This window comes from Nocardia transvalensis (assembly GCF_015477765.1).
In the GTDB taxonomy this organism is placed as follows: Bacteria; Actinomycetota; Actinomycetes; order Mycobacteriales; family Mycobacteriaceae; genus Nocardia; species Nocardia transvalensis_A.
Genome location: NZ_JADLQQ010000003.1, coordinates 519,789 through 536,886, shown reverse-complemented (window position 1 = coordinate 536,886; position 17,098 = coordinate 519,789). Strand labels below are relative to the sequence as shown.

The window sequence follows — 17,098 nt, the reverse complement described above, 5'->3', positions numbered from 1 at the left end:
CTTGGAAGCGGTCAAACAGACCATGCGAACGCGCTGGCCGCTGTACCTCGCATCGATGCTGGCGGCCAACGCCTTCGGTGCGATTCTGGTGTACGCGTTCATTCAATACGGTCTGCCCGCCCCCGAGGGCAGCCCGAACGGCATCCGCCGCACCGGCCTGCTGGTCCCGGCGCTGGTGTTCTTCGTCGGCGGCGCCCTCAGCCTGACCGCGTCGGCGCTGATGCTGCGCCCGGTGATGCGCTGGCAGGTGCGCGGCGGGCCGCCGAGCCGCCAGGAACAGATGGCGGCCCTGCACGCCCCGCTGCGGCAGGCCATCGTGCATCTGCTGCTGTGGCTGGTCGGCGGCGCGGTGCTGGCCGCCACGATCATCGTCGACACCCCGCAGCTCGCGGGTGCGGTCATCGTCACCGAATGTATGGCCGCGACCATCGTGTTCGGCTTCACCTACATGCTCGGTGAGCGCATTCTGCGCCCGGTCGCCGCGCATGCGCTGCAGACCGGCACCTTCGACCACACCCTCACCCCCGGCGTCGGCACCCGGATGGCGATGACCTGGGGCATGGGCACATTCGCGCCGACCATCGCGATCGTGCTGCTGTGCGTCACCCAGATCACCTCGCAGGTGCAGTTCTCGGCGCGCTCGCTGGCGGTGTCGATCCTGCTGCTGTGCGGGGTCGTCATCCTGCAGGCGCTGGCGCTGTCCATGCTGACCGCCTCCAGCATCTCCGATCCGGTGCGCCAGCTCTCGCGCGCCATCGACCGGGTGCAGGAGGGTGCGCGCGATGTGCAGGTGGAGGTGTTCGACGGCAGCGAGATCGGGCTGCTGCAGGTGGGTTTCAACCGGATGATGGAGGAGGCCGCGCAGCGCCGCGAACTGCAGGAACTGTTCGGCCAGCACGTCGGCGAGGAGGTGGCCCGGCGCGCGCTGGAGTACGGCACCGAACTCGGCGGTGAGACCCGGTTCGTGGCGGTGCTGTTCGTCGATATGGTCGGCTCCACCGCGACCGCCGCGGAACGACCGCCGACCGAGGTGGTGAGCCTGCTCAACGAGTTCTTCCGGATCGTCGTCGACGTCGTCGACCGGCACAGCGGCCTGATCAACAAATTCGTCGGCGACGCCGCCCTGGCCATCTTCGGTGCGCCGCTGGACCGGCCCGACGCACCGACCTCCGCCCTGGGTGCGGCCCGCGAACTGCGCGAGGCATTGCGCGAGGTGCCGGGCCTGGATATCGGAATCGGAGTTTCGGCGGGCCTGGCGGTCGCCGGAAATATCGGCGCGGCCAACCGATTCGAATACACGGTGATCGGCGATCCCGTCAACGAGGCTTCCCGGCTCACGGAACTGGCCAAGGAACATCCCGGACGGGTGCTCGCCTCGGGCAGTGCACTGTATTTCGCCGACGAGTTCGAACAGCAATTCTGGGAATCCGGCGACGAGGTGCAACTGCGCGGGCGGCGGCGCAAGACGAAGTTGGCCTGGCCGAAGGAGAGTTTCGACCCGTATACCGCGCTCGACGCCGAGGAATCCCATTCGCCGGGATAGCGGGCCGGGAACAACGAGGTCGGGGGCGGCGCAATTCGGCGCTGTTAGGCTGACGACGTGACGGCCCACGGTGAACTAGCCGGCGACCCCGCGTCGCCTGGGCAGCCGGGCCGTCGAAATCGGTTCCGGTGGGTGAAATGGGTTCTCGGCGTTGCCGTCACGGGCTTGCTGATCGCCGAGGGCATTTACCTGTGGCCACGGTTGCACGACTCGTGGAAGTCGCTCACCGAAATCCATTGGGGCTGGGTCGCCGCCTGCATCCTCATGCAGGCCGTGTCGATGAGTGGTTACGGCCGGATCCAGAAACAACTACTGCACGCCGGCGGCGTGAACGTCAGTCAGCGCACCTCGGTCTCGGTGGTCTACGGCGCCACGGCGATGTCGGTGACACTGCCTGCCGGGCAGGTGTTCTCGACGGCCTTCACCTACCGCCAGACCCGACGCTGGGGCGCGAGCCCGATCCTGGCCTCCTGGCAGCTGGCGATGTCGGGGCTGGTCGCCGCCGCGGGCATGGTGCTGCTGGCCGTGGGCGGAGCTTTCCTGGCCGGTAAGACGGTCGGACCCTGGAAGCTGATCTTCTCCCTCGGCGCGGTGATCGCGCTGGTGTGGGCGGGCAACTACATCTCCAATCATCCGGGCTCGGTGCGCGCACTGACGCGGCGGGCCGTGCAGCTGATGAACAGAATTCGGCGACGCCCCGCCGACGACGGTATCGATAGGGTCGACGAGATCCTGCATCAGCTGGAGTCGGTGGACCTGGGCCGCCGCGACGGGGCGCTGGTCGGGTTGTGGGCGCTGATGCACCGGCTCGGCGACGTGGCCTGCCTGGGCGCGGCCTGTTACGCGGTCGGCGCCGATCCGCGTCTGGCCGGGTTGATGATCGCGTTCAGCGCGGGCAAGGCGGTCGGCACCATCCCCTTCGCGCCCGGTGGGCTGGTCTACGTCGAGCTCACGCTGGTCGCCAGCCTGTCCGCCGCCGCGGGCCTGCCGTTCGCGCAGGCGGTGACGGCCGCCTTCGTCTACCGGCTGATCAGCCTCATTCTGGTGGCGATCGTCGGCTGGATCGTCTTCGCGTTCCTGTTCCGCAAGCCGCAGGCCGAGGACGAGGAATTCGAGAAGGAATTCGAGCAGCGTTCGGCGATCCTCGCCGAGCGACGCCGTCCTGAGGGCGACGCGCAGGCCGGCTGAGGGCCCCCATTACCCTGTGCGGCGTGAAGAAACTGGTGCCGTTCGTGATCGACGCCCTGCTGGTGATCGTGTTCTGCGCCATCGGCCGGCGCAGTCACAGCGAGGCCGTGCTGGCGGGCCTATTACGGACGGTGTGGCCGTTCGGCACCGGTCTGATCATCGGCTGGCTGCTCGGGCTGTGGATCTTCACGCGCGGCGAATTCGCCGCCGCGGTACGGCGTTTCGACGGCCGCGTGCTGTGGCCCACCGGCGTGGTGGTGTGGCTGTCCACCCTGATCGGCGGCATGGTGCTGCGGGTGATCAGCGGGCAGGGCATCGCATTCAGCTTCGTCCTGGTCGCGGCGACGGTACTGGCGCTGTTCCTGCTCGGCTGGCGAGTCGCCTGGAAAGCCCTGGGCTGATCGGAATTACCGGTCGTCCGGTGCGGCCAGCGACTGCAGCATGCGCGCGGCCATGCGGGCTGTCGCGTCGCCGCTGTCGACGTCGTCGATGTGCAGGGCGAAGGCGAGATCGCCCATGGTGCCCAGCAGCCAGCCGCTCGATCCGGCGGTGGCCGCATAGGCGGTGACGTCGGCGTAGCGGCGCAGCCCGGCCAGTTCGGGGCCCCCCATGGCGTCGCGCAACATGCCGCGCAGCCGATCGGTGACCTCGCCGGGCAGCGGCGCCAGATCGGCCTCGGTGGTCGCCGGTCGGCCGATCTCGATCATCGGCGGAGCCACCGAACCGCGCGCGACGGTCGCCGCGGCGATCGCCATACCGAACGGACTGGCGAGGATCGGGTCCGCGCCGCCCTGGCGGACCTGTTCGACACCGCGGCCGCCGATCGGCAGCCGACCGGTGGTCTGGTCCAGGCCGGGCACCTTGAATCCGATGCCGACGCCGAGCAGGGCCGCGGCCTCGGCCGTATCCTGCACCGAAACGTCTTGCGGCGCCTTCTTCTTCACGACCGCCGCGACGGACTTGAACAGCTCGTTCATCCCGCCGGTGGGGTATGCCCCGGTGAATGCCACCGGGCCCTTGGCGCTCGCGTAGGTGTTCTGGGCGGCGGCCACCACGGCGCCGGTGGACGGCTGGATGGCCACGATCGAGGCGGGAGTGCCCGCGCTGACCACCGCGTCCTCGGCGGCGCGCTGCAGCCGCTGGTCCATGGTCGAGGCGATATCCGGTCCGGGCGGGCCCTGCTGTCCGGCCAGCTGGGCCACCCGCTTACCGTCCGGCTCGAACACCTGCACACCCCAGCCCGCATGCTGGTCGCGGTTCTCCTGCCATACCTTGCGCAGCGCGTCCAGCAGCGGTGACCAGACGCGGCGGTCGGCGGCGATCAGCTGGGGCTGCTTGTCCATCACCACGCCCGGGATGGGCGCCATCCGCGGTTCCAGGATGGCGAAGTCGTCCTCGCGCAGGTTCACCGCGACGATCGGCTTGCCGTGAGAGGCGCTCAGCTGCTGCATCAGCGCCGGACCGGTGATCAGCGGGGCGACCGGGGCGATGGCGTCGGCCAGCGCATTGGTCGAGGCGACCGGGTCGGGCGTCTTGCTGGGATCGAGCTTGATCACGTTGATGATCTGCTCGGTCATCAGCGGCTCGCCGGCGTTGTCGTTCACCTTCGGCGACGGCGTGGCGTCGGTTTTCACCAGCTTGACCGTCCGCTTGTAGTCCAGCTGCGGCATCACCACCGACGGTTCCCAGGAGATTCGCCAGCCGATGGCCAACTTGCGAATGGTGCCCTGCAGGTCGTAGGTCCAATCCTTACCCGGCCCGAAATTCCAGTCGGCCTTCAGATTGAACATGCCCGAATCGCCGTCGAGCCCGATGTACTGCGCCATCTCGTAATCGGGTTTGCCAGGATTGAGCCCGTCGAAGATCTGCTTCAGGGTGGCCTCGGCCCCGCTGGGGTAGGAGGTCAGCTGTGCCGCGGCCGTCGCGTCCTTGGAGTCCAGCAGCTGAGTGAAGCGTTTGACGATGGCCTGGGGATCGTGGGGCTTGTCGTGAAACCCGCACGACCCCATCACGATCGCGAGGGCAGCAATCGCCGCTAGTGCCACTGCCACCCGAACGCGAAAGCGGCGGGATCCCCACACATCCATATCGCCCACTCTTCACTCTTGTCACTTCAGCAACAAGACCAACGGTACCCGAAGGAGATGCCCGCGGTGCCACCTTGGCGCCGCCCACATTCACCATGCTCAGGGACCACAATAGTGCCCGGATCCCGTCATCCGCGGGACCGGTCACGCAATCGTTAGCCGTGTTCACTGTGTCGCCACCTCCAGGCCGTTCTCCCAGGGCGGAATCCATCTATCCGATTTCGGCGTAATCTTGTAATCACTGTTACAAAGACCTCTTGGTAAGCGAGGTACAACGCATGAGACACGGACATCGAGGGCGGGGATTCGGCCGCCCGGGCGGCTGGCAGCAGGCCGATCTTCCCGATGCCGCGGACGCCCCCGACTGGTTCGCGGGAAGGTTGCCCGCCGACTGGTTCAGTGGACCTCCGGTGGTCGAGATCGACCGCGACGAGATCGTCGTGATCGGCGAACTGCCCATGCCCGCGCCCGAACCGGCCGACGCCGAACAACCGGCCGACGCCGAACCGCCGACGGCGGAGGTTCCGCGGGCCACCCGGGAGGGGTTGATCGCGCGCTTCCGCGAGTCGACCCGCCCGGCCCGGATGCAGATCGCCCAGGAGGCGCAGGCCCGCTTCGGCCGCAACGTCGCCTGGGGCGTCTCGGTCAACGGTGAGCGGACCCTGTTCACCCACCTGGCCGTTCCGGTGATGACCCGGCTGCGCCAGCCCGAGCGCAAGGTGCTCGACACCCTCGTCGACGCGGGCGTCGCGCGCTCCCGGGCCGACGCCCTCGCCTGGACTGTCAAGCTGGCCGGTAAGCACGCCGAGGAATGGCTCGAGGAACTGCGGGCGGCCATGCGCAAGGTGGACGATCTACGCGCCGAGGGACCCCGCGGGCTGTAGACCGAGTGCGCAGTCGATACGAGCCTCCGGAATCGTTACCCCGCGCAGCGGTAGGGTGACCGGCATGGCACCGATCCTCGTGCTCAACGGCCCGAATCTGAACATGCTGGGCACCCGCCAGCCCGAGGTGTACGGCTCGGAGACCCTCGACGACGTGATCGAGCTGTGCCGCAAGACCGCCGCCCGCTTCGACCGCGAGATCACTACCTTCCAGTCGAATTCCGAAGGCGCACTCATCGACCGCATCCACGCCGCACGCGAGGCGGAGTCGGCCATCGTGATCAACCCCGGCGGGCTCACCCACACATCGGTGGCCCTGCGCGACGCACTGGTCATCCCGGAGATCCCGATCGTGGAGGTGCACATCTCGAACGTGCACGCCCGCGAACAATTCCGCCACCACTCCTACATCTCCCCCATCGCCACCGCGGTAATCGCAGGCATGGGCATTCAAGGCTACGCGGCAGCCATCGAATTCTTATGCCTGCGAACGTAATTCATTGACCCTGGCCCGGCGCTGGCGCGCCGGGCCAGGGATGCGAGAAGGCCCCCGGGCCAGGGATGCGAGGGGAGCCGGCGCGCCTTCGCGTTCCGTTCCCGGCAGGCGCCTTCTTGTTTCGCGTCCTGGCGAGCTTGTTCCGCGTCCTGGCGAGAGCCTGTCTTGCATCCCTGGCGAGAGCCCCTCTCGCATCCCTGGCCAGAGCCCGTCTCGCATCCCTGGCCAGAGCCCGTCTCGCATCCCTGGCCAGAGCCCGTCTCGCATCCCTGGCGAAAGCCCCTCTCACATCCCTGGCGAAAGCCCCTCTCACATCCCTGGCCCCGGCGCGCCAGCGCCGGGGCCAGGGGCTCGACGGAGCCGGAAAATGTCTTGTCGGACGGAAGATGTAGTAGATATGCTACATGTCATCCTGGGTTTGCTACGGAGGCGGGATGACGGTAGGCGACGATGTCGTGCTCGACGTACAGGGTTTGCGGATGCGGTACGGCACCCGAGATGTGTTGCAGGATGTGACCTTTCAGGCGCGTGCCGGAGAGGTGCTGGTCCTGCTGGGGCCCAACGGGGCGGGGAAGACCACCACGATCGAGATCCTGGAGGGGTTCCGCATGCGCTCGGCCGGGCAGGTTTCGGTGCTCGGCGTCGACCCGGCCCATGCGAGCGAGGATTGGCGGGCCCGCATCGGCGTGGTCCTGCAGTCCTGGCGTGACCACGGCCGATGGAGGGTGCGCGAACTGCTGTCACATCTGGGCTCCTACTACGCCCCGTACTCGACGGCGGCGATCGAACGTCCCTGGGACACAGACGAATTGATCGCGGCCGTCGGGCTGACCGAACAGGCGGACACCAAAATCGCCAAGCTCTCCGGTGGTCAGCGCCGCCGCCTCGATGTGGCCATCGGTATCGTCGGCCGTCCCGAACTACTGTTCCTGGACGAACCCACCGCGGGCTTCGACCCGCAGGCGCGGCGCGAATTCCACGATCTGATCCATCGACTGGCCGACGACGACCGGACCACCATCATGCTCACCACTCATGACCTGGACGAGGCCGAGAAGCTCGCCGACCGGATCCTGATCCTGGCCGGTGGCCGCATCATCGCCGACGGTTCCGCCGATGAGCTGTCGCGGCGCATCGCCGGCGAGGCCGAGGTGAAGTGGACCCGCGACGGGCAGCGGTTCGTGCACACCACGACCGAATCGACCAAGTTCGTCTACGAGCTGTTCATGCAGTACGGCAAGGACATCGGCGAACTCGAGGTGCGCCGGGCCTCCCTGGAGGACACCTACATGACGCTGGTTCAGCGCTTCGAATCCGGTCAGGGCGACGCCGAGGTCCGCACGTTGGAGGAGGTCACCCGATGACACCGCTGACCACGGCGACCCGTGCCGGAGTCGTCCGCGGGCTGATCGAGACCCGCCAGATGCTCACCAACGGCATGGACCTTTTCTCGCAGTACTTCTGGCCCATCCTGGTGCTGGTAGCGCTGTATTTCATGCGGGACGGGCACTTCCAGGAGACCGGGATCGGGCTGGGCTCGCTGGCACTGCCCGGCGTGCTCGGCATGCTGGTGGCCTCGAGCGGCCTGCTCGGCATCTCCCAGTTCCTCGCCGTGGATCGCGAGGACGGAACCCTGTTGCGCGCCAAGGCGACCCCGCACGGCATGGCCGGATACCTGGTCGGCAAGATCGTCACCGTCACCAGCACCGTGCTGCTGCAGGTCTTGCTGGTGTTGATCTTGGGCCAGCTCATCGTCGGCGGCCTGGACCTCGGCCGTCCCACCGCCTGGCTCACCCTGATCTGGGTATTCGCACTCGGCATGCTGGCGACCCTGCCGATGGGAGCCGTCTTCGGATCCCTGTTCGAAAACCCGCGCACGATCGGTTTCGTCTCGTTCCCCATCATGGGTTTGATCGCGATCTCCGGAATCTTCTACCCGATCACGTCGCTGCCCGGCTGGGTGCAGGGGATCGCGCAGGTGTTCCCGATCTATTGGCTGGGGCTGGGTATGCGCTCGGCGCTGTTGCCCGCCGACGCGGCCGTCGTGGAACTCGGCCAGTCCTGGCGGCACTGGGAGACCCTCGGGGTGCTGGCCGCCTGGACCGTCGTCGGTCTGCTGATCGCTCCGATCGTGTTGCGGCGCATGGCCCGCCGGGAATCCGGCTCCCGCGTGGCGGCCCGCCGCGAGAAGGCGATGCAGCGTGCCTACTGAAGTCATCTACAACCGCATCGCGATGCTGCGTGCCGAGCGCGGCATCTCGCGGCGCCAGCTCGCCGACGCGCTGGGCGTGCACTACCAGACCATCGGATATCTCGAGCGCGGCGAGTACAGCCCGAGCTTGTATCTGGCGCTGCGACTTTCGGAATATTTCGAGGTCCCGGTGGAGGTGATCTTCTCGATCCGCCCGTTCCCGAGGCTGGGCTCCAACAGCGAAAGTGCCTGAGGGTCACCCAGCCCCGGGTCGGCGGAATCATTCCCGCCGCTCGCCACGCATCAACTGGTACAGCGTGATCGGGCGGGACTGCCGGTTGGCCTCGACACCCTTGCGCCACAAGGCTTGTGCGGTGTGCGACAGCGTCGCATCCACACCGACCTCCTCGCTGGCGTCGATGATGTGCTGCGCACCGGCGTCCATCATCTTGTAGCTCGCCAGATCGCCCCAGCCACCCGCCTTCGCCGCCGCCGCGTACTCGGTCATGAAGAACGGAAACGCCTCGTGCGAGCGCAGCGCGTAGGGCAGGAACTGTTCGACATCGTGGCCGGAGTTCTCGATCATGGCCAGCGCCTGGTAGTAGCCCAGGGTCCACGGATGGAAGATGGTGAGCAGGGCCTGATAGAAGACCTGCGCGAGACCGTCGTCGGTGCCCAGGTATTCCTGCGGGCTCAGCGGCCGCAGCAGTTCGGCGTGCGCCTCGAAGACCTCCTCGGGACCGCTGTAGAACAGGTAGGAGGCCGGGTGGGTGATGTTGTCCCCCGCGGACATGAAACCGCCCGAGATGAACTCGGCGCCATGCGAACGCACCCAGGCGGCGCCCTTGCGGGCGTTCTCGGGCGAATCCGAGGACAGGTTGGCGATCACCTTGCCCGGCAGGTGGTCTGTCGCCGGGCCGAGCACGTCGTACATGGCCGCGTAGTGGGTGAGGCTGAGCACGATCACCTCGTTGGCGTCCAGCGCCTCGGTGATCGTCGCGGCCCGCTGCGCGCCCAGTTCGACCATGGCCTCGGCCTTGTCGGCGCTGCGGTTCCAGACGGTCACCGCGACACCGGCATCCAGGAAGGCCCGCACCATCGCCTGCCCCATCGGCCCCAAGCCGACAACGGTCACAGATCGACGCTCTGACATGGTGTTTCCTCCGGTTCTCCGGCAAGCCGTCTTCGTTTCCCGGCCTGCCCGGTCTTCGTTTCCCGGCCTGCCCGGTCTTCGTTTCCCGGCCTGCCCGGTCTTCGTTTCCCGGCCTGCTTTTCGGCCGGGATGCACTGCGATACTTGCCACGAACCGGCAACCCGGCAATAACGCACTTCGATATGGGGTTGCTTACCTAGAGGTTCGAAATACGGTCAGGAGGATTGCGGTGCGGGCAGACGGTGATGCAGATCACGAGACGGTGTGTGGGATGTCGGTGGCCATCGATGTGGTGGGCGGTAAGTGGAAGCTGCACCTGATGTGGGTGCTGGGCCTGGGCCCCCAGCGGTTCGGGCAGATCCGGCGGCTGCTCGACGGCGTGAGCGAGAAGGTGCTCACCGAGAATCTGCGCCAACTCGAGGCCAGCGGCATCGTGCGCCGCGAGATCTATCCGGAAGTGCCGCCGCGCGTGGAGTATTCACTCACCCCGCTCGGCGAGGAACTCAACGAGGCCCTGCGCCCGCTGGAAGCCTGGGGTGACAAGCATCGGGACAAGCTGCTCGGGTGCGCCCTGGCACCTGCCTGAACTCAGGTACCGAGGTAGCGCTCGGCGATCAGCGAACCGAGCCGTTCGAGCAGCCGCGCCGCGTCGGCCATCGACCGACCCGGATCGGGTTCGAGATCGCTCAGGGCGAAGCAGGCGTCGAAACCCGCCGCGCGCAGCCTGCTCTCGGGGAGCAGGCAGCGCCCGGCGACGGCGACCACCGGGACGTTGGCGGCACGAGCCGTCGCGCACACGCCCATCGGGGCCTTACCGTGCAGGGTTTGCTCGTCGAGCGACCCTTCACCGGTGATCACGAGCTCCGCACCGGCCAGGTGGGCGCGGAAGTCGATCAGGTCGAGGATCACCCGGATACCCGAGCGCTCGACGGCCTTCAACACGGCCATGGCACCGAATCCGGTACCGCCCGCGGCTCCCGCGCCGGGCCACTCCGCACAGTCGGGGTCTATCAGTCCCGCCCAATTCGCCATCGCCGCTTCGAGAATCGCGCGCTGATGGGCATCGGCGCCCTTCTGCGGCCCGAAAACAGCTGCGGCACCGCGTGTTCCGAGCAGGGGATTGTCCACATCACTGGCAAGTGTGAACATCGCACCGGCCAGTGCCGGATGCAGTCCGGAACGATCCACCCGCGCCGCTCGCACGAGTTCCGCTCCGCCCCTGGGCAATTCATGTCCGTCCGCATCGAGGATCCGCAACCCGAGCGCCTGCAGCATGCCCGCGCCGCCGTCGGTGGAGGCGCTCCCACCCACCCCCAGCACGATGTCGCGCATCCCGCGGTCCAGCGCATGCCCGATCGCCAGACCGAGACCGTGGGTACTGGAATGCAGCGGATCGAATTGCCCGCCAGGAAGTTTCGACAATCCGACGACCGCCGCCAATTCGATGACCGCCGTCGAGCCCTGCACGGCATAGGCGGTCTCGACCGTCTCCCCGGTCGGCCCGACAGCCGTCACCGGCACCCGCTCCCATCCCGCCGCCAGAAACGCCTCGACGGTCCCGTCCCCGCCATCGGCCACCGGCAGCCGCCGAACCTCCACCTCCGGCCGCACCCGCACGATCCCCGCCGCCACCGCCGCCGCCACCTCCGGTCCGGTCAGCGACCCCTTGAACTTGTCCGGCGCCACCACCACCCGAACTCGTTTCTCCTGCATCACGCCATTCTGCTGCCCGTCCGCCTTCGAGACCGACTCGACGGCGCTGCGATGGGAGAAGACACGCGACCGCGCCGGGCACTCGACGGACGAGTGACTCGACGCCCGCCGGAGAGACGGACGGGCGGGCGTTCAGTCCAGTGGAGCCTGGTCCACGCGGTCGATGGTGACCTTGCCGGTGGACAGGTAGGTGAGGACCGCCCGGTCCAGCGCGGTGTTGCCGCGGGCGAAGGTGCCGTGGTCGCCGCCCTCGACCGTGATCAGATTGCCGTGCAGGGCCGCGGCCATGACCGGCCCGCCCTCGTACTTGGTGAGCGCATCGTGACGGCTCTGCAGCACCAGCGGTGGGGTGCGCAGGCCGTGGTCGGCGATGGGCACCGGGGTGGTCACCGGATCCCAGCCGTCACAGGCCACTCCGGAGCGAATCAGGTCGGCGCGGGCGTCGAACGCATTACCGCCCGATGCCACCGTCGCCGCGGCCGAACCGATCAGCTCCGGCCGACCCGGCACCGCATTCTCGTTGCAGGTGATCGCCGAGAACACGTCGCGGCCCGTCGGATCGGTCGTGGCCAGCCCTTCCAGCGCCCGCAACCGGCCGGTGTCGGACGGGTTGGCCTGGGCCTCGGCCATGGCCCGGGCAAAACTCGGCCAGAACGTGCGGGTGTAGGTGGCGACCGCGGTGGCCGCCACCAGCGGCACCTGCGCCGACACTCCCCCGGATGCCAACGTGCGCACCAGATTCTGCAGTTGACCGACCTGATCGCGGCTGCCGTTGAATCCGTCGCGAGCGATATCGGCCAGCGGTGCGGGCAGATTCCCCGGAACATCATCGGTGGCCGCCGGTGGCGGCGTGAGGTTGGCGTACCAGCCACCGCCCTGGGCCACCACCAGCCGCACCCAGTTCTGATACACGCGCAGCGCGGTCGCGCCGAGGTGATAGTCGTCGTCGTGCGCGGCGATCCAGGAGAACAGGTCGTCGAGCCGCTGCTTGCCCGCCACCTGCTGCTGGGCGAACTGCTCGGTCCACACCCAGGCCGGATTCACGTTGGAGTCGAGCACCAACTTGTCGATCCGTTCCGGGAACAGCGAGGCATACACCGCGCCCAGATAGGTGCCGTAGGAGATGCCGAGGAAGTCGATGCGCTCGAGCCCCAGCGCGGCCCGGACCACATCCAGGTCGCGGGCGGTGTTCTCGGTGGTGATGGTCTGCACGTAACCGGGTTGGGCGGCGTCGCAGGCCGATCGGGTGGCGCCGCGATCCTTGTGCCCGGCACCGCGGCAGTCCAGCGGCGTCGCAAAGGGCATCCCGCGCGGCTGCACCGCGACCCGGTCGTAGTGGGCGCTCAGGTCTGCGGGGAACTCCGGTGCGCGGCGCGCCCAATAATCGAGGGCATCGGCGCCGGGCCCGCCGGGATTGGCGAAGATCGTGCCGTATCGCTCGCCGGTGGCCCGAATACGACTGACCGTCAACTCGACTCGCGGCCCGCCGGGTGTGGTGTAGTCCCGCGGCACCGCGATCACCGCGCATTCGGCGCCCCGGCCTTGCGTCACCGCGCCGTCCGGACAGGGACCGAAGACCGCCGCGGCGTCGGCGTCGGCCGTCGCACCGAGCAGATTCGCGGCCAGGCACAAGGCAAACACCCCTGCCGACAGGCGGGCTCCCCGTCGTGTCACCATCCGCGTCATTCTCTCCGGTCGTTACCACCGATCTACAGCATTCTGAGCAGCCGCGCCGACGACGACAACTCGAGACGCGCCGAGCCGGTCACTTGGCCACCATCGGCTACCGGCAGGCCCTACGCTCAGGGCGTGTCATCCGGCCTGACAGTCACCAACAACACCTCCCTCGATCGGTTCGAGCTGCATATCGACGGCAACCTCGCCGGGACCACGGAATATCAGGACACGGCGGGCGAACGAGCCTTCGTGCACACCGAGATCTACCCCCGTTACGAGGGACAGGGCTACGGCCGCAAATTGGTGAAGGCGGCCTTGGACACCACCCGCGACGAAGGCTACGGGATTCTGCCGCTGTGCCCGATGGTCCACCATTTCGTCGAATCCCGTCCGGAATATCTAGCGCTGGTGCCGCATTGGGCGCGGGAGCGATTCGGATTGCCGCGATGAGCGGCAAATGGACATAGCTTGAACGACAGAGGGGCGATTCCGGTGCGATGATGGCGGGGTGGCACGCGCAGAGGAACACGGCGATCGCTCGCGACGCGAATTCCGGCACGAGGACCAGGCGGTCCGGCCCGGCACGCTGCTGGTCTCGGCGACCGATCTGGTCGAGCCGTCCTTCCGGCGCACCGTGGTGTACATCGTGGAACACAACGACGCGGGCAGCCTCGGCGTGGTGCTGAACCGCCCCAGCGATACGGCCGTGGCCGACGTGTTGCCGCGCTGGGCCGAACTGGCCGCCGCGCCGCGCGCACTGTATCTGGGCGGCCCGGTCAAGCGGGACGCCGCGCTGTGCCTGGCGACCGTGCGGGTCGGGATGGCCATCGACCGGATGACGGGCCTGCGCCGAGTGGACGGCCGGGTGGCGCTGCTGGATCTGGATTCGGATCCGGACGTGGTCGCACCGCTGGTCGAGGGCATCCGCATCTTCGCCGGCTATGCGGGCTGGACGTTCGGACAGCTGGAGGGCGAGTTGGAGCGCGGCGACTGGATCGTGCTGTCGGCACTGCCGTCGGATCCGATCGCGGGCCGCACCGACCTGTGGGCGCAGGTGCTGCGCCGCCAACCCCTGCCGCTGTCGCTGCTGGCGACACACCCGATCGAACTAGAGCGGAACTGACATACGTATGTACCGAGTGTGGGCACTTCCTTGCGACCTCGGCCCTATCGACTGACGCGGTGAGCACATGGCCGGCTCACCACGCCCGCCCGGGGAGGGGGCAGAGACCCGGCCCTCGCGCGGTGCCGGTTCGCCGGCCGGGGACGGCCGGGACGGCGATTCGGAGCAGGCGCAGCTGCTGCGGGCGCTCTACGACGAGCACGCGACGGCGCTGTGGCGCTACACCTACAGTCTCGTCGGGGATTCGGGGCGGGCCGAGGACATCGTGCAGGAGACGCTGCTGCGGGCGTGGCAGCGCCTGCACGTCCTCGATCAAACCACCGCATCCGCGCGGGCGTGGCTGTTCACCGTGGCCCGCAATCTGGCCGTCGACGAGCATCGCAGCGCCCGGCGCCGGCGCGAGTACCGCACCGACAAGCCGCCCGAGCAGCCGACTCCCGATCAAGCGGATCGTGCCGTGGACGGCTGGCTGATCGCCGACGCGCTGGCCCGGCTGAGCACCGACCACCGCGAGGTGATCGTGCGGGCCTACTACCGTGGCCTGTCGACGCAGCAGATCGCGACGGAATTGGCCATACCCGAGGGCACCGTGAAGTCCCGGATGCATTACGGCATGCGCGCGCTGCGCTCGGCACTACAGCAGATGGGGGTGACGAAGTGACGGACGTCCCGCGACCCTGGGACGACCGGGCCGCGGCCGGCCCCGAGCGGGGCGACGAGTACGCGACGTGGGACGGGCCGTACGTGCTCGGCGCCCTCGGTCGCGCCGAGCGCCTGGAGTACGAGGCACATCTGGCGCACTGCCCCTCGTGCCGCGCGGCGGTGGCGGAGCTGGCCGGATTGCCGGGCCTGCTCGGCCGGGTCGAGGGCAGCGTTGCGCTGGCGCTGACGGAGCCGAACGAGCCGGAGACCGTCGCCGCCCCGGACCCGCCGGAGATACTTCCCCGGCTGGTGGAACGGACGCGTGAGCATCGTCGGCGCGGCCGGTTGGCGGCGATCGGCGGGGCGGTGGTCGCGGCTGCCGCGGCGGTCGCGATCGCCGTGCCGATCACGGTGACGGTGACCGAACGCGGCACGCCACACGCCGCCACCCAGGTGGTCGCCGAACGTCGGCTGGATCCGGTCGTCCAGACACCGGTCTCGGCCAGTGTCAAGGTGATCGATGCCGACGGCAAGGCGACGGTGGAGATGTCGTGCCGGTACGCCACGGTCGGCCCGCCCTATCAGGCGAACTTCGAGCTGTGGATGACGCCGCGAGCGGGAGCGGCGTCGAAGCTGTTCGGATGGTCGGCCGGACCCGGCGACGCGCTGACCCTGTCGCGAACCACGGACCTGGCACCCGGGCAGATCGCGTCCGTCGAGATCAGGTCGAGCAGCGGGACGACGATCCTGCGGGCGGCGACCTGACGCTGCTGGTCGGAGCGGACGGTGAGCGACCACAGGCCGGTGCCCTCTCGGCGAAGCGAGCGCCGAATACCCTCCGGCGCACCACTTTCCAGCACGTGGCGCACCGCCGCAGCCGCGTCGGGGTCGCCGACGGCAACGCGGGCGCTCCCGTCCGGATAACTCTTGGCCGCGATACCGGCCCGCGCCGGCGCCTCGACAATGCCCGGGCCCGGCAGGTAGAGGAAGTTCGCCCGGCTGCGCGGGACCCGGATACCGTTGCTGCGCAACGATATTCGCAACATCTCTCGCTCGGTGGTGATGCGCAGGATCCGCTCGGACAGCTCGGCCCCGGCGGCATACGAGGCCGCCGCCGTCTCCGGAACCCCGGAGGGGAGCTGCAGCCTGCGCACCCGACGCACCAGTTCGGCCTGCCCGAACGCGTAGCCGATGCGCAGCCCGGCCAGGCCGTAGGCCTTGAAGAAGGTGCGCAACACCAGCAGATTCGGATAGCGCGCGATGAGCTCCAGGTGATCGAGAGTATCGGTGGCACCAGGAATTCGACGTACGCCTCGTCCAGCACCACAGGCACGTCGCCAGGAATTCCGAACAGGAACGCCTTCAGCTCGCCGGCGCGCACCACGGTGATGGTCGGCGATCAGGCAGGGCAGTCGCTGGGGCAGGAATTCCGGACATCGGTTGGCGCGGCCCAGCGCGTGCCGCATCGCCTCGAGCACCGAAGGCAATGGGGGAAAGGGTTCTCGCTCAGGGTCAGGTCGTAGCGCACCGCCGCCGCTCCCGCGAAATCCCCGGCATGCGCGAAGGCCGCCATCAGCACGACCGAGCCGTTGCGAGCCCGACACCGCAGCCGTCGCCGGGCACGGGCGCCTGCGCGAGTGGGGCCACAGCCCATCACCGGATTGGTCGGCAGCTGCGTCTGGGTGATCAGCACGTCGATACGCGAAAGCAGGCGTTCACCGGCCCCATCGCGCCCGAGCCTTGCATGTACGTATACGTCTACATATAGTGGAGTCATGCCCAACAAGACCGTGTACGTATCCGACGACGATCTGCCCCTGTTCCAGCGCGCACAGGAGCTGGTCGGCGGCAATCTGTCCGGCGCGATCGTGACGGCGCTGCGCCGGTTCATCGAACTGGAGGAGGGCCGACAGGAAGGTTACGACGAGGTCGTCGTCCGGGTCGGCAGCAGCGGCACCCGCCAGGTCCGCTTCTCCGGCGCACTGCTGGGTGAATGGCGCGACGTCAACGATAAGCAGTGGGAGCGCATTCGCGTCTTCCGCACCCGGAAGGGCAAGTTCGCGCTGCACACCCAGTACAGCAAGTGGGCGGAGATGCCTACGCAGATCCGCAACACGCAGGCCCAGAAGAACTGGCTCAAGGAGCTGACGGACTGGCGCCGCCTGCTCGGCGTGGGCGATCCCGACTGGGGTGACTTCAGCCTCGACATCTACGACTCGGTGACAGACCTGAAGGGGAGGATTCCGGACACGCTCTACGCGCGGGTGCTCGACCTGGCGGAACATCCGCAGATCGAGGATCTCGACATCTGACCGACGGGCCCGGCGGCCCGCACAACCGAGCAACACCGACCAGACCTTGACCGCACGCTTCCGCGGTCACGGCTCGGTCGACCCATGCA

18 protein-coding genes and 1 pseudogene are annotated in these 17,098 nt (G+C 68.4%); 14 read left to right on the top strand and 5 right to left on the bottom strand.

Translation table 11 applies throughout. The annotated features are described in order from the left end of the window. The first annotated feature begins 22 nt into the window (after window positions 1-22). Genes IU452_RS10565 through IU452_RS10555 form a run of 3 tightly spaced genes read left to right on the top strand, consistent with a single transcriptional unit; the run spans window position 23 to window position 3,132 of the window. On the top strand, window positions 23-1,543 hold the full coding sequence (locus IU452_RS10565) for an adenylate/guanylate cyclase domain-containing protein (protein ID WP_195109006.1): 1,521 nt from the start codon (window positions 23-25) through the stop codon (window positions 1,541-1,543). Window positions 1,544-1,600: 57 nt separating this feature from the next. Further along, window positions 1,601-2,731 (top strand): lysylphosphatidylglycerol synthase transmembrane domain-containing protein, encoded by a 1,131-nt coding sequence (locus IU452_RS10560; protein WP_195108764.1) that lies wholly within the window; start codon window positions 1,601-1,603, stop codon window positions 2,729-2,731. A gap of 23 nt (window positions 2,732-2,754) precedes the next feature. Continuing rightward, window positions 2,755-3,132, top strand: a complete 378-nt coding sequence (locus tag IU452_RS10555) for a DUF3054 domain-containing protein (protein WP_195108763.1) — start codon at window positions 2,755-2,757, stop codon at window positions 3,130-3,132. 6 nt (window positions 3,133-3,138) lie between these two features. Here the strand turns inward: IU452_RS10555 and IU452_RS10550 are convergent, their stop codons facing one another. Next, the gene (locus tag IU452_RS10550) at window positions 3,139-4,782 is read right to left on the bottom strand and encodes an NTF2-like N-terminal transpeptidase domain-containing protein (RefSeq protein WP_324192542.1); all 1,644 of its coding nucleotides are present in this window, start codon (window positions 4,780-4,782) and stop codon (window positions 3,139-3,141) included. A gap of 314 nt (window positions 4,783-5,096) precedes the next feature. Here IU452_RS10550 and IU452_RS10545 point away from each other — a divergent pair, with 314 nt between their 5' ends. The 5 genes from IU452_RS10545 to IU452_RS10525 all read left to right on the top strand — a co-directional run bounded on the left by IU452_RS10545 (window position 5,097) and on the right by IU452_RS10525 (window position 8,642). Further along, entirely contained in the window at window positions 5,097-5,702 is a 606-nt protein-coding gene (locus IU452_RS10545) for a hypothetical protein (protein ID WP_195108761.1), read from the top strand. A 64-nt stretch (window positions 5,703-5,766) separates the two neighbouring features. Continuing rightward, window positions 5,767-6,198: a type II 3-dehydroquinate dehydratase gene (aroQ, locus tag IU452_RS10540; RefSeq protein ID WP_195108760.1), complete on the top strand. Its 432-nt coding sequence runs from the start codon at window positions 5,767-5,769 to the stop codon at window positions 6,196-6,198. A 434-nt stretch (window positions 6,199-6,632) separates the two neighbouring features. Next, window positions 6,633-7,562, top strand: coding sequence for an ABC transporter ATP-binding protein (locus IU452_RS10535; protein WP_195108759.1), 930 nt, complete (start codon window positions 6,633-6,635; stop codon window positions 7,560-7,562). After that, the gene (locus tag IU452_RS10530) at window positions 7,559-8,410 is read left to right on the top strand and encodes an ABC transporter permease (protein ID WP_195108758.1); all 852 of its coding nucleotides are present in this window, start codon (window positions 7,559-7,561) and stop codon (window positions 8,408-8,410) included. Before IU452_RS10535 ends, IU452_RS10530 begins: the two co-directional genes overlap by 4 nt. Then, window positions 8,400-8,642, top strand: a complete 243-nt coding sequence (locus IU452_RS10525; protein WP_324192541.1) for a helix-turn-helix transcriptional regulator — start codon at window positions 8,400-8,402, stop codon at window positions 8,640-8,642. The genes IU452_RS10530 and IU452_RS10525 overlap by 11 nt, the downstream gene beginning before the upstream one ends. Before the next feature lie 27 nt (window positions 8,643-8,669). On the opposite strand, the gene IU452_RS10520 is transcribed toward IU452_RS10525, so the two are convergent. Beyond that, complete coding sequence (locus IU452_RS10520; RefSeq protein ID WP_195108757.1) at window positions 8,670-9,542, bottom strand: NAD(P)-dependent oxidoreductase; 873 nt, start codon at window positions 9,540-9,542, stop codon at window positions 8,670-8,672. 271 nt (window positions 9,543-9,813) lie between these two features. Here IU452_RS10520 and IU452_RS10515 point away from each other — a divergent pair, with 271 nt between their 5' ends. Then, on the top strand, window positions 9,814-10,128 hold the full coding sequence (locus tag IU452_RS10515; RefSeq protein WP_195108756.1) for a winged helix-turn-helix transcriptional regulator: 315 nt from the start codon (window positions 9,814-9,816) through the stop codon (window positions 10,126-10,128). Window positions 10,129-10,130: 2 nt separating this feature from the next. Here the strand turns inward: IU452_RS10515 and IU452_RS10510 are convergent, their stop codons facing one another. After that, window positions 10,131-11,255 (bottom strand): glycerate kinase, encoded by a 1,125-nt coding sequence (locus IU452_RS10510; protein WP_195108755.1) that lies wholly within the window; start codon window positions 11,253-11,255, stop codon window positions 10,131-10,133. A gap of 132 nt (window positions 11,256-11,387) precedes the next feature. Next, on the bottom strand, window positions 11,388-12,932 hold the full coding sequence (locus IU452_RS10505) for an alpha/beta fold hydrolase (RefSeq protein WP_195108754.1): 1,545 nt from the start codon (window positions 12,930-12,932) through the stop codon (window positions 11,388-11,390). 132 nt (window positions 12,933-13,064) lie between these two features. On the opposite strand from IU452_RS10505, the gene IU452_RS10500 reads away from it, so the two are divergent. From IU452_RS10500 to IU452_RS39165, 4 genes are all read left to right on the top strand, one after another. Further along, window positions 13,065-13,382, top strand: coding sequence for a GNAT family N-acetyltransferase (locus tag IU452_RS10500; protein WP_324192540.1), 318 nt, complete (start codon window positions 13,065-13,067; stop codon window positions 13,380-13,382). Between the two features lie 58 nt (window positions 13,383-13,440). Continuing rightward, the gene (locus IU452_RS10495) at window positions 13,441-14,055 is read left to right on the top strand and encodes a YqgE/AlgH family protein (protein WP_195108753.1); all 615 of its coding nucleotides are present in this window, start codon (window positions 13,441-13,443) and stop codon (window positions 14,053-14,055) included. Between the two features lie 67 nt (window positions 14,056-14,122). Beyond that, complete coding sequence (locus IU452_RS10490) at window positions 14,123-14,716, top strand: sigma-70 family RNA polymerase sigma factor (protein ID WP_228817111.1); 594 nt, start codon at window positions 14,123-14,125, stop codon at window positions 14,714-14,716. Then, entirely contained in the window at window positions 14,713-15,462 is a 750-nt protein-coding gene (locus IU452_RS39165) for an anti-sigma factor family protein (RefSeq protein ID WP_195108752.1), read from the top strand. Before IU452_RS10490 ends, IU452_RS39165 begins: the two co-directional genes overlap by 4 nt. A gap of 266 nt (window positions 15,463-15,728) precedes the next feature. On the opposite strand, the pseudogene IU452_RS39160 reads toward IU452_RS39165, so the two are convergent. After that, window positions 15,729-16,163, bottom strand: a pseudogene (locus IU452_RS39160) (aminotransferase class I/II-fold pyridoxal phosphate-dependent enzyme); the annotation flags it as partial. Window positions 16,164-16,472: 309 nt separating this feature from the next. Here IU452_RS39160 and IU452_RS10475 point away from each other — a divergent pair. Continuing rightward, window positions 16,473-17,009, top strand: coding sequence for an EXLDI protein (locus IU452_RS10475; RefSeq protein WP_195108751.1), 537 nt, complete (start codon window positions 16,473-16,475; stop codon window positions 17,007-17,009). The last annotated feature ends 89 nt before the right edge of the window (window positions 17,010-17,098 follow it).

Coding starts and splice junctions, on each gene's coding strand:
- IU452_RS10565 (WP_195109006.1), top strand. CDS start 23: ATGCGAACGCGCTGGCCGCTGTACCTCGCATCGATGCTGGCGGCCAAC.
- IU452_RS10545 (WP_195108761.1), top strand. CDS start 5,097: ATGAGACACGGACATCGAGGGCGGGGATTCGGCCGCCCGGGCGGCTGG.
- aroQ (WP_195108760.1), top strand. CDS start 5,767: ATGGCACCGATCCTCGTGCTCAACGGCCCGAATCTGAACATGCTGGGC.
- IU452_RS10535 (WP_195108759.1), top strand. CDS start 6,633: ATGACGGTAGGCGACGATGTCGTGCTCGACGTACAGGGTTTGCGGATG.
- IU452_RS10530 (WP_195108758.1), top strand. CDS start 7,559: ATGACACCGCTGACCACGGCGACCCGTGCCGGAGTCGTCCGCGGGCTG.
- IU452_RS10520 (WP_195108757.1), bottom strand. CDS start 9,542: ATGTCAGAGCGTCGATCTGTGACCGTTGTCGGCTTGGGGCCGATGGGG.
- IU452_RS10515 (WP_195108756.1), top strand. CDS start 9,814: ATGTCGGTGGCCATCGATGTGGTGGGCGGTAAGTGGAAGCTGCACCTG.
- IU452_RS10510 (WP_195108755.1), bottom strand. CDS start 11,255: ATGCAGGAGAAACGAGTTCGGGTGGTGGTGGCGCCGGACAAGTTCAAG.
- IU452_RS10505 (WP_195108754.1), bottom strand. CDS start 12,932: ATGGTGACACGACGGGGAGCCCGCCTGTCGGCAGGGGTGTTTGCCTTG.
- IU452_RS10490 (WP_228817111.1), top strand. CDS start 14,123: ATGGCCGGCTCACCACGCCCGCCCGGGGAGGGGGCAGAGACCCGGCCC.
- IU452_RS10475 (WP_195108751.1), top strand. CDS start 16,473: ATGCCCAACAAGACCGTGTACGTATCCGACGACGATCTGCCCCTGTTC.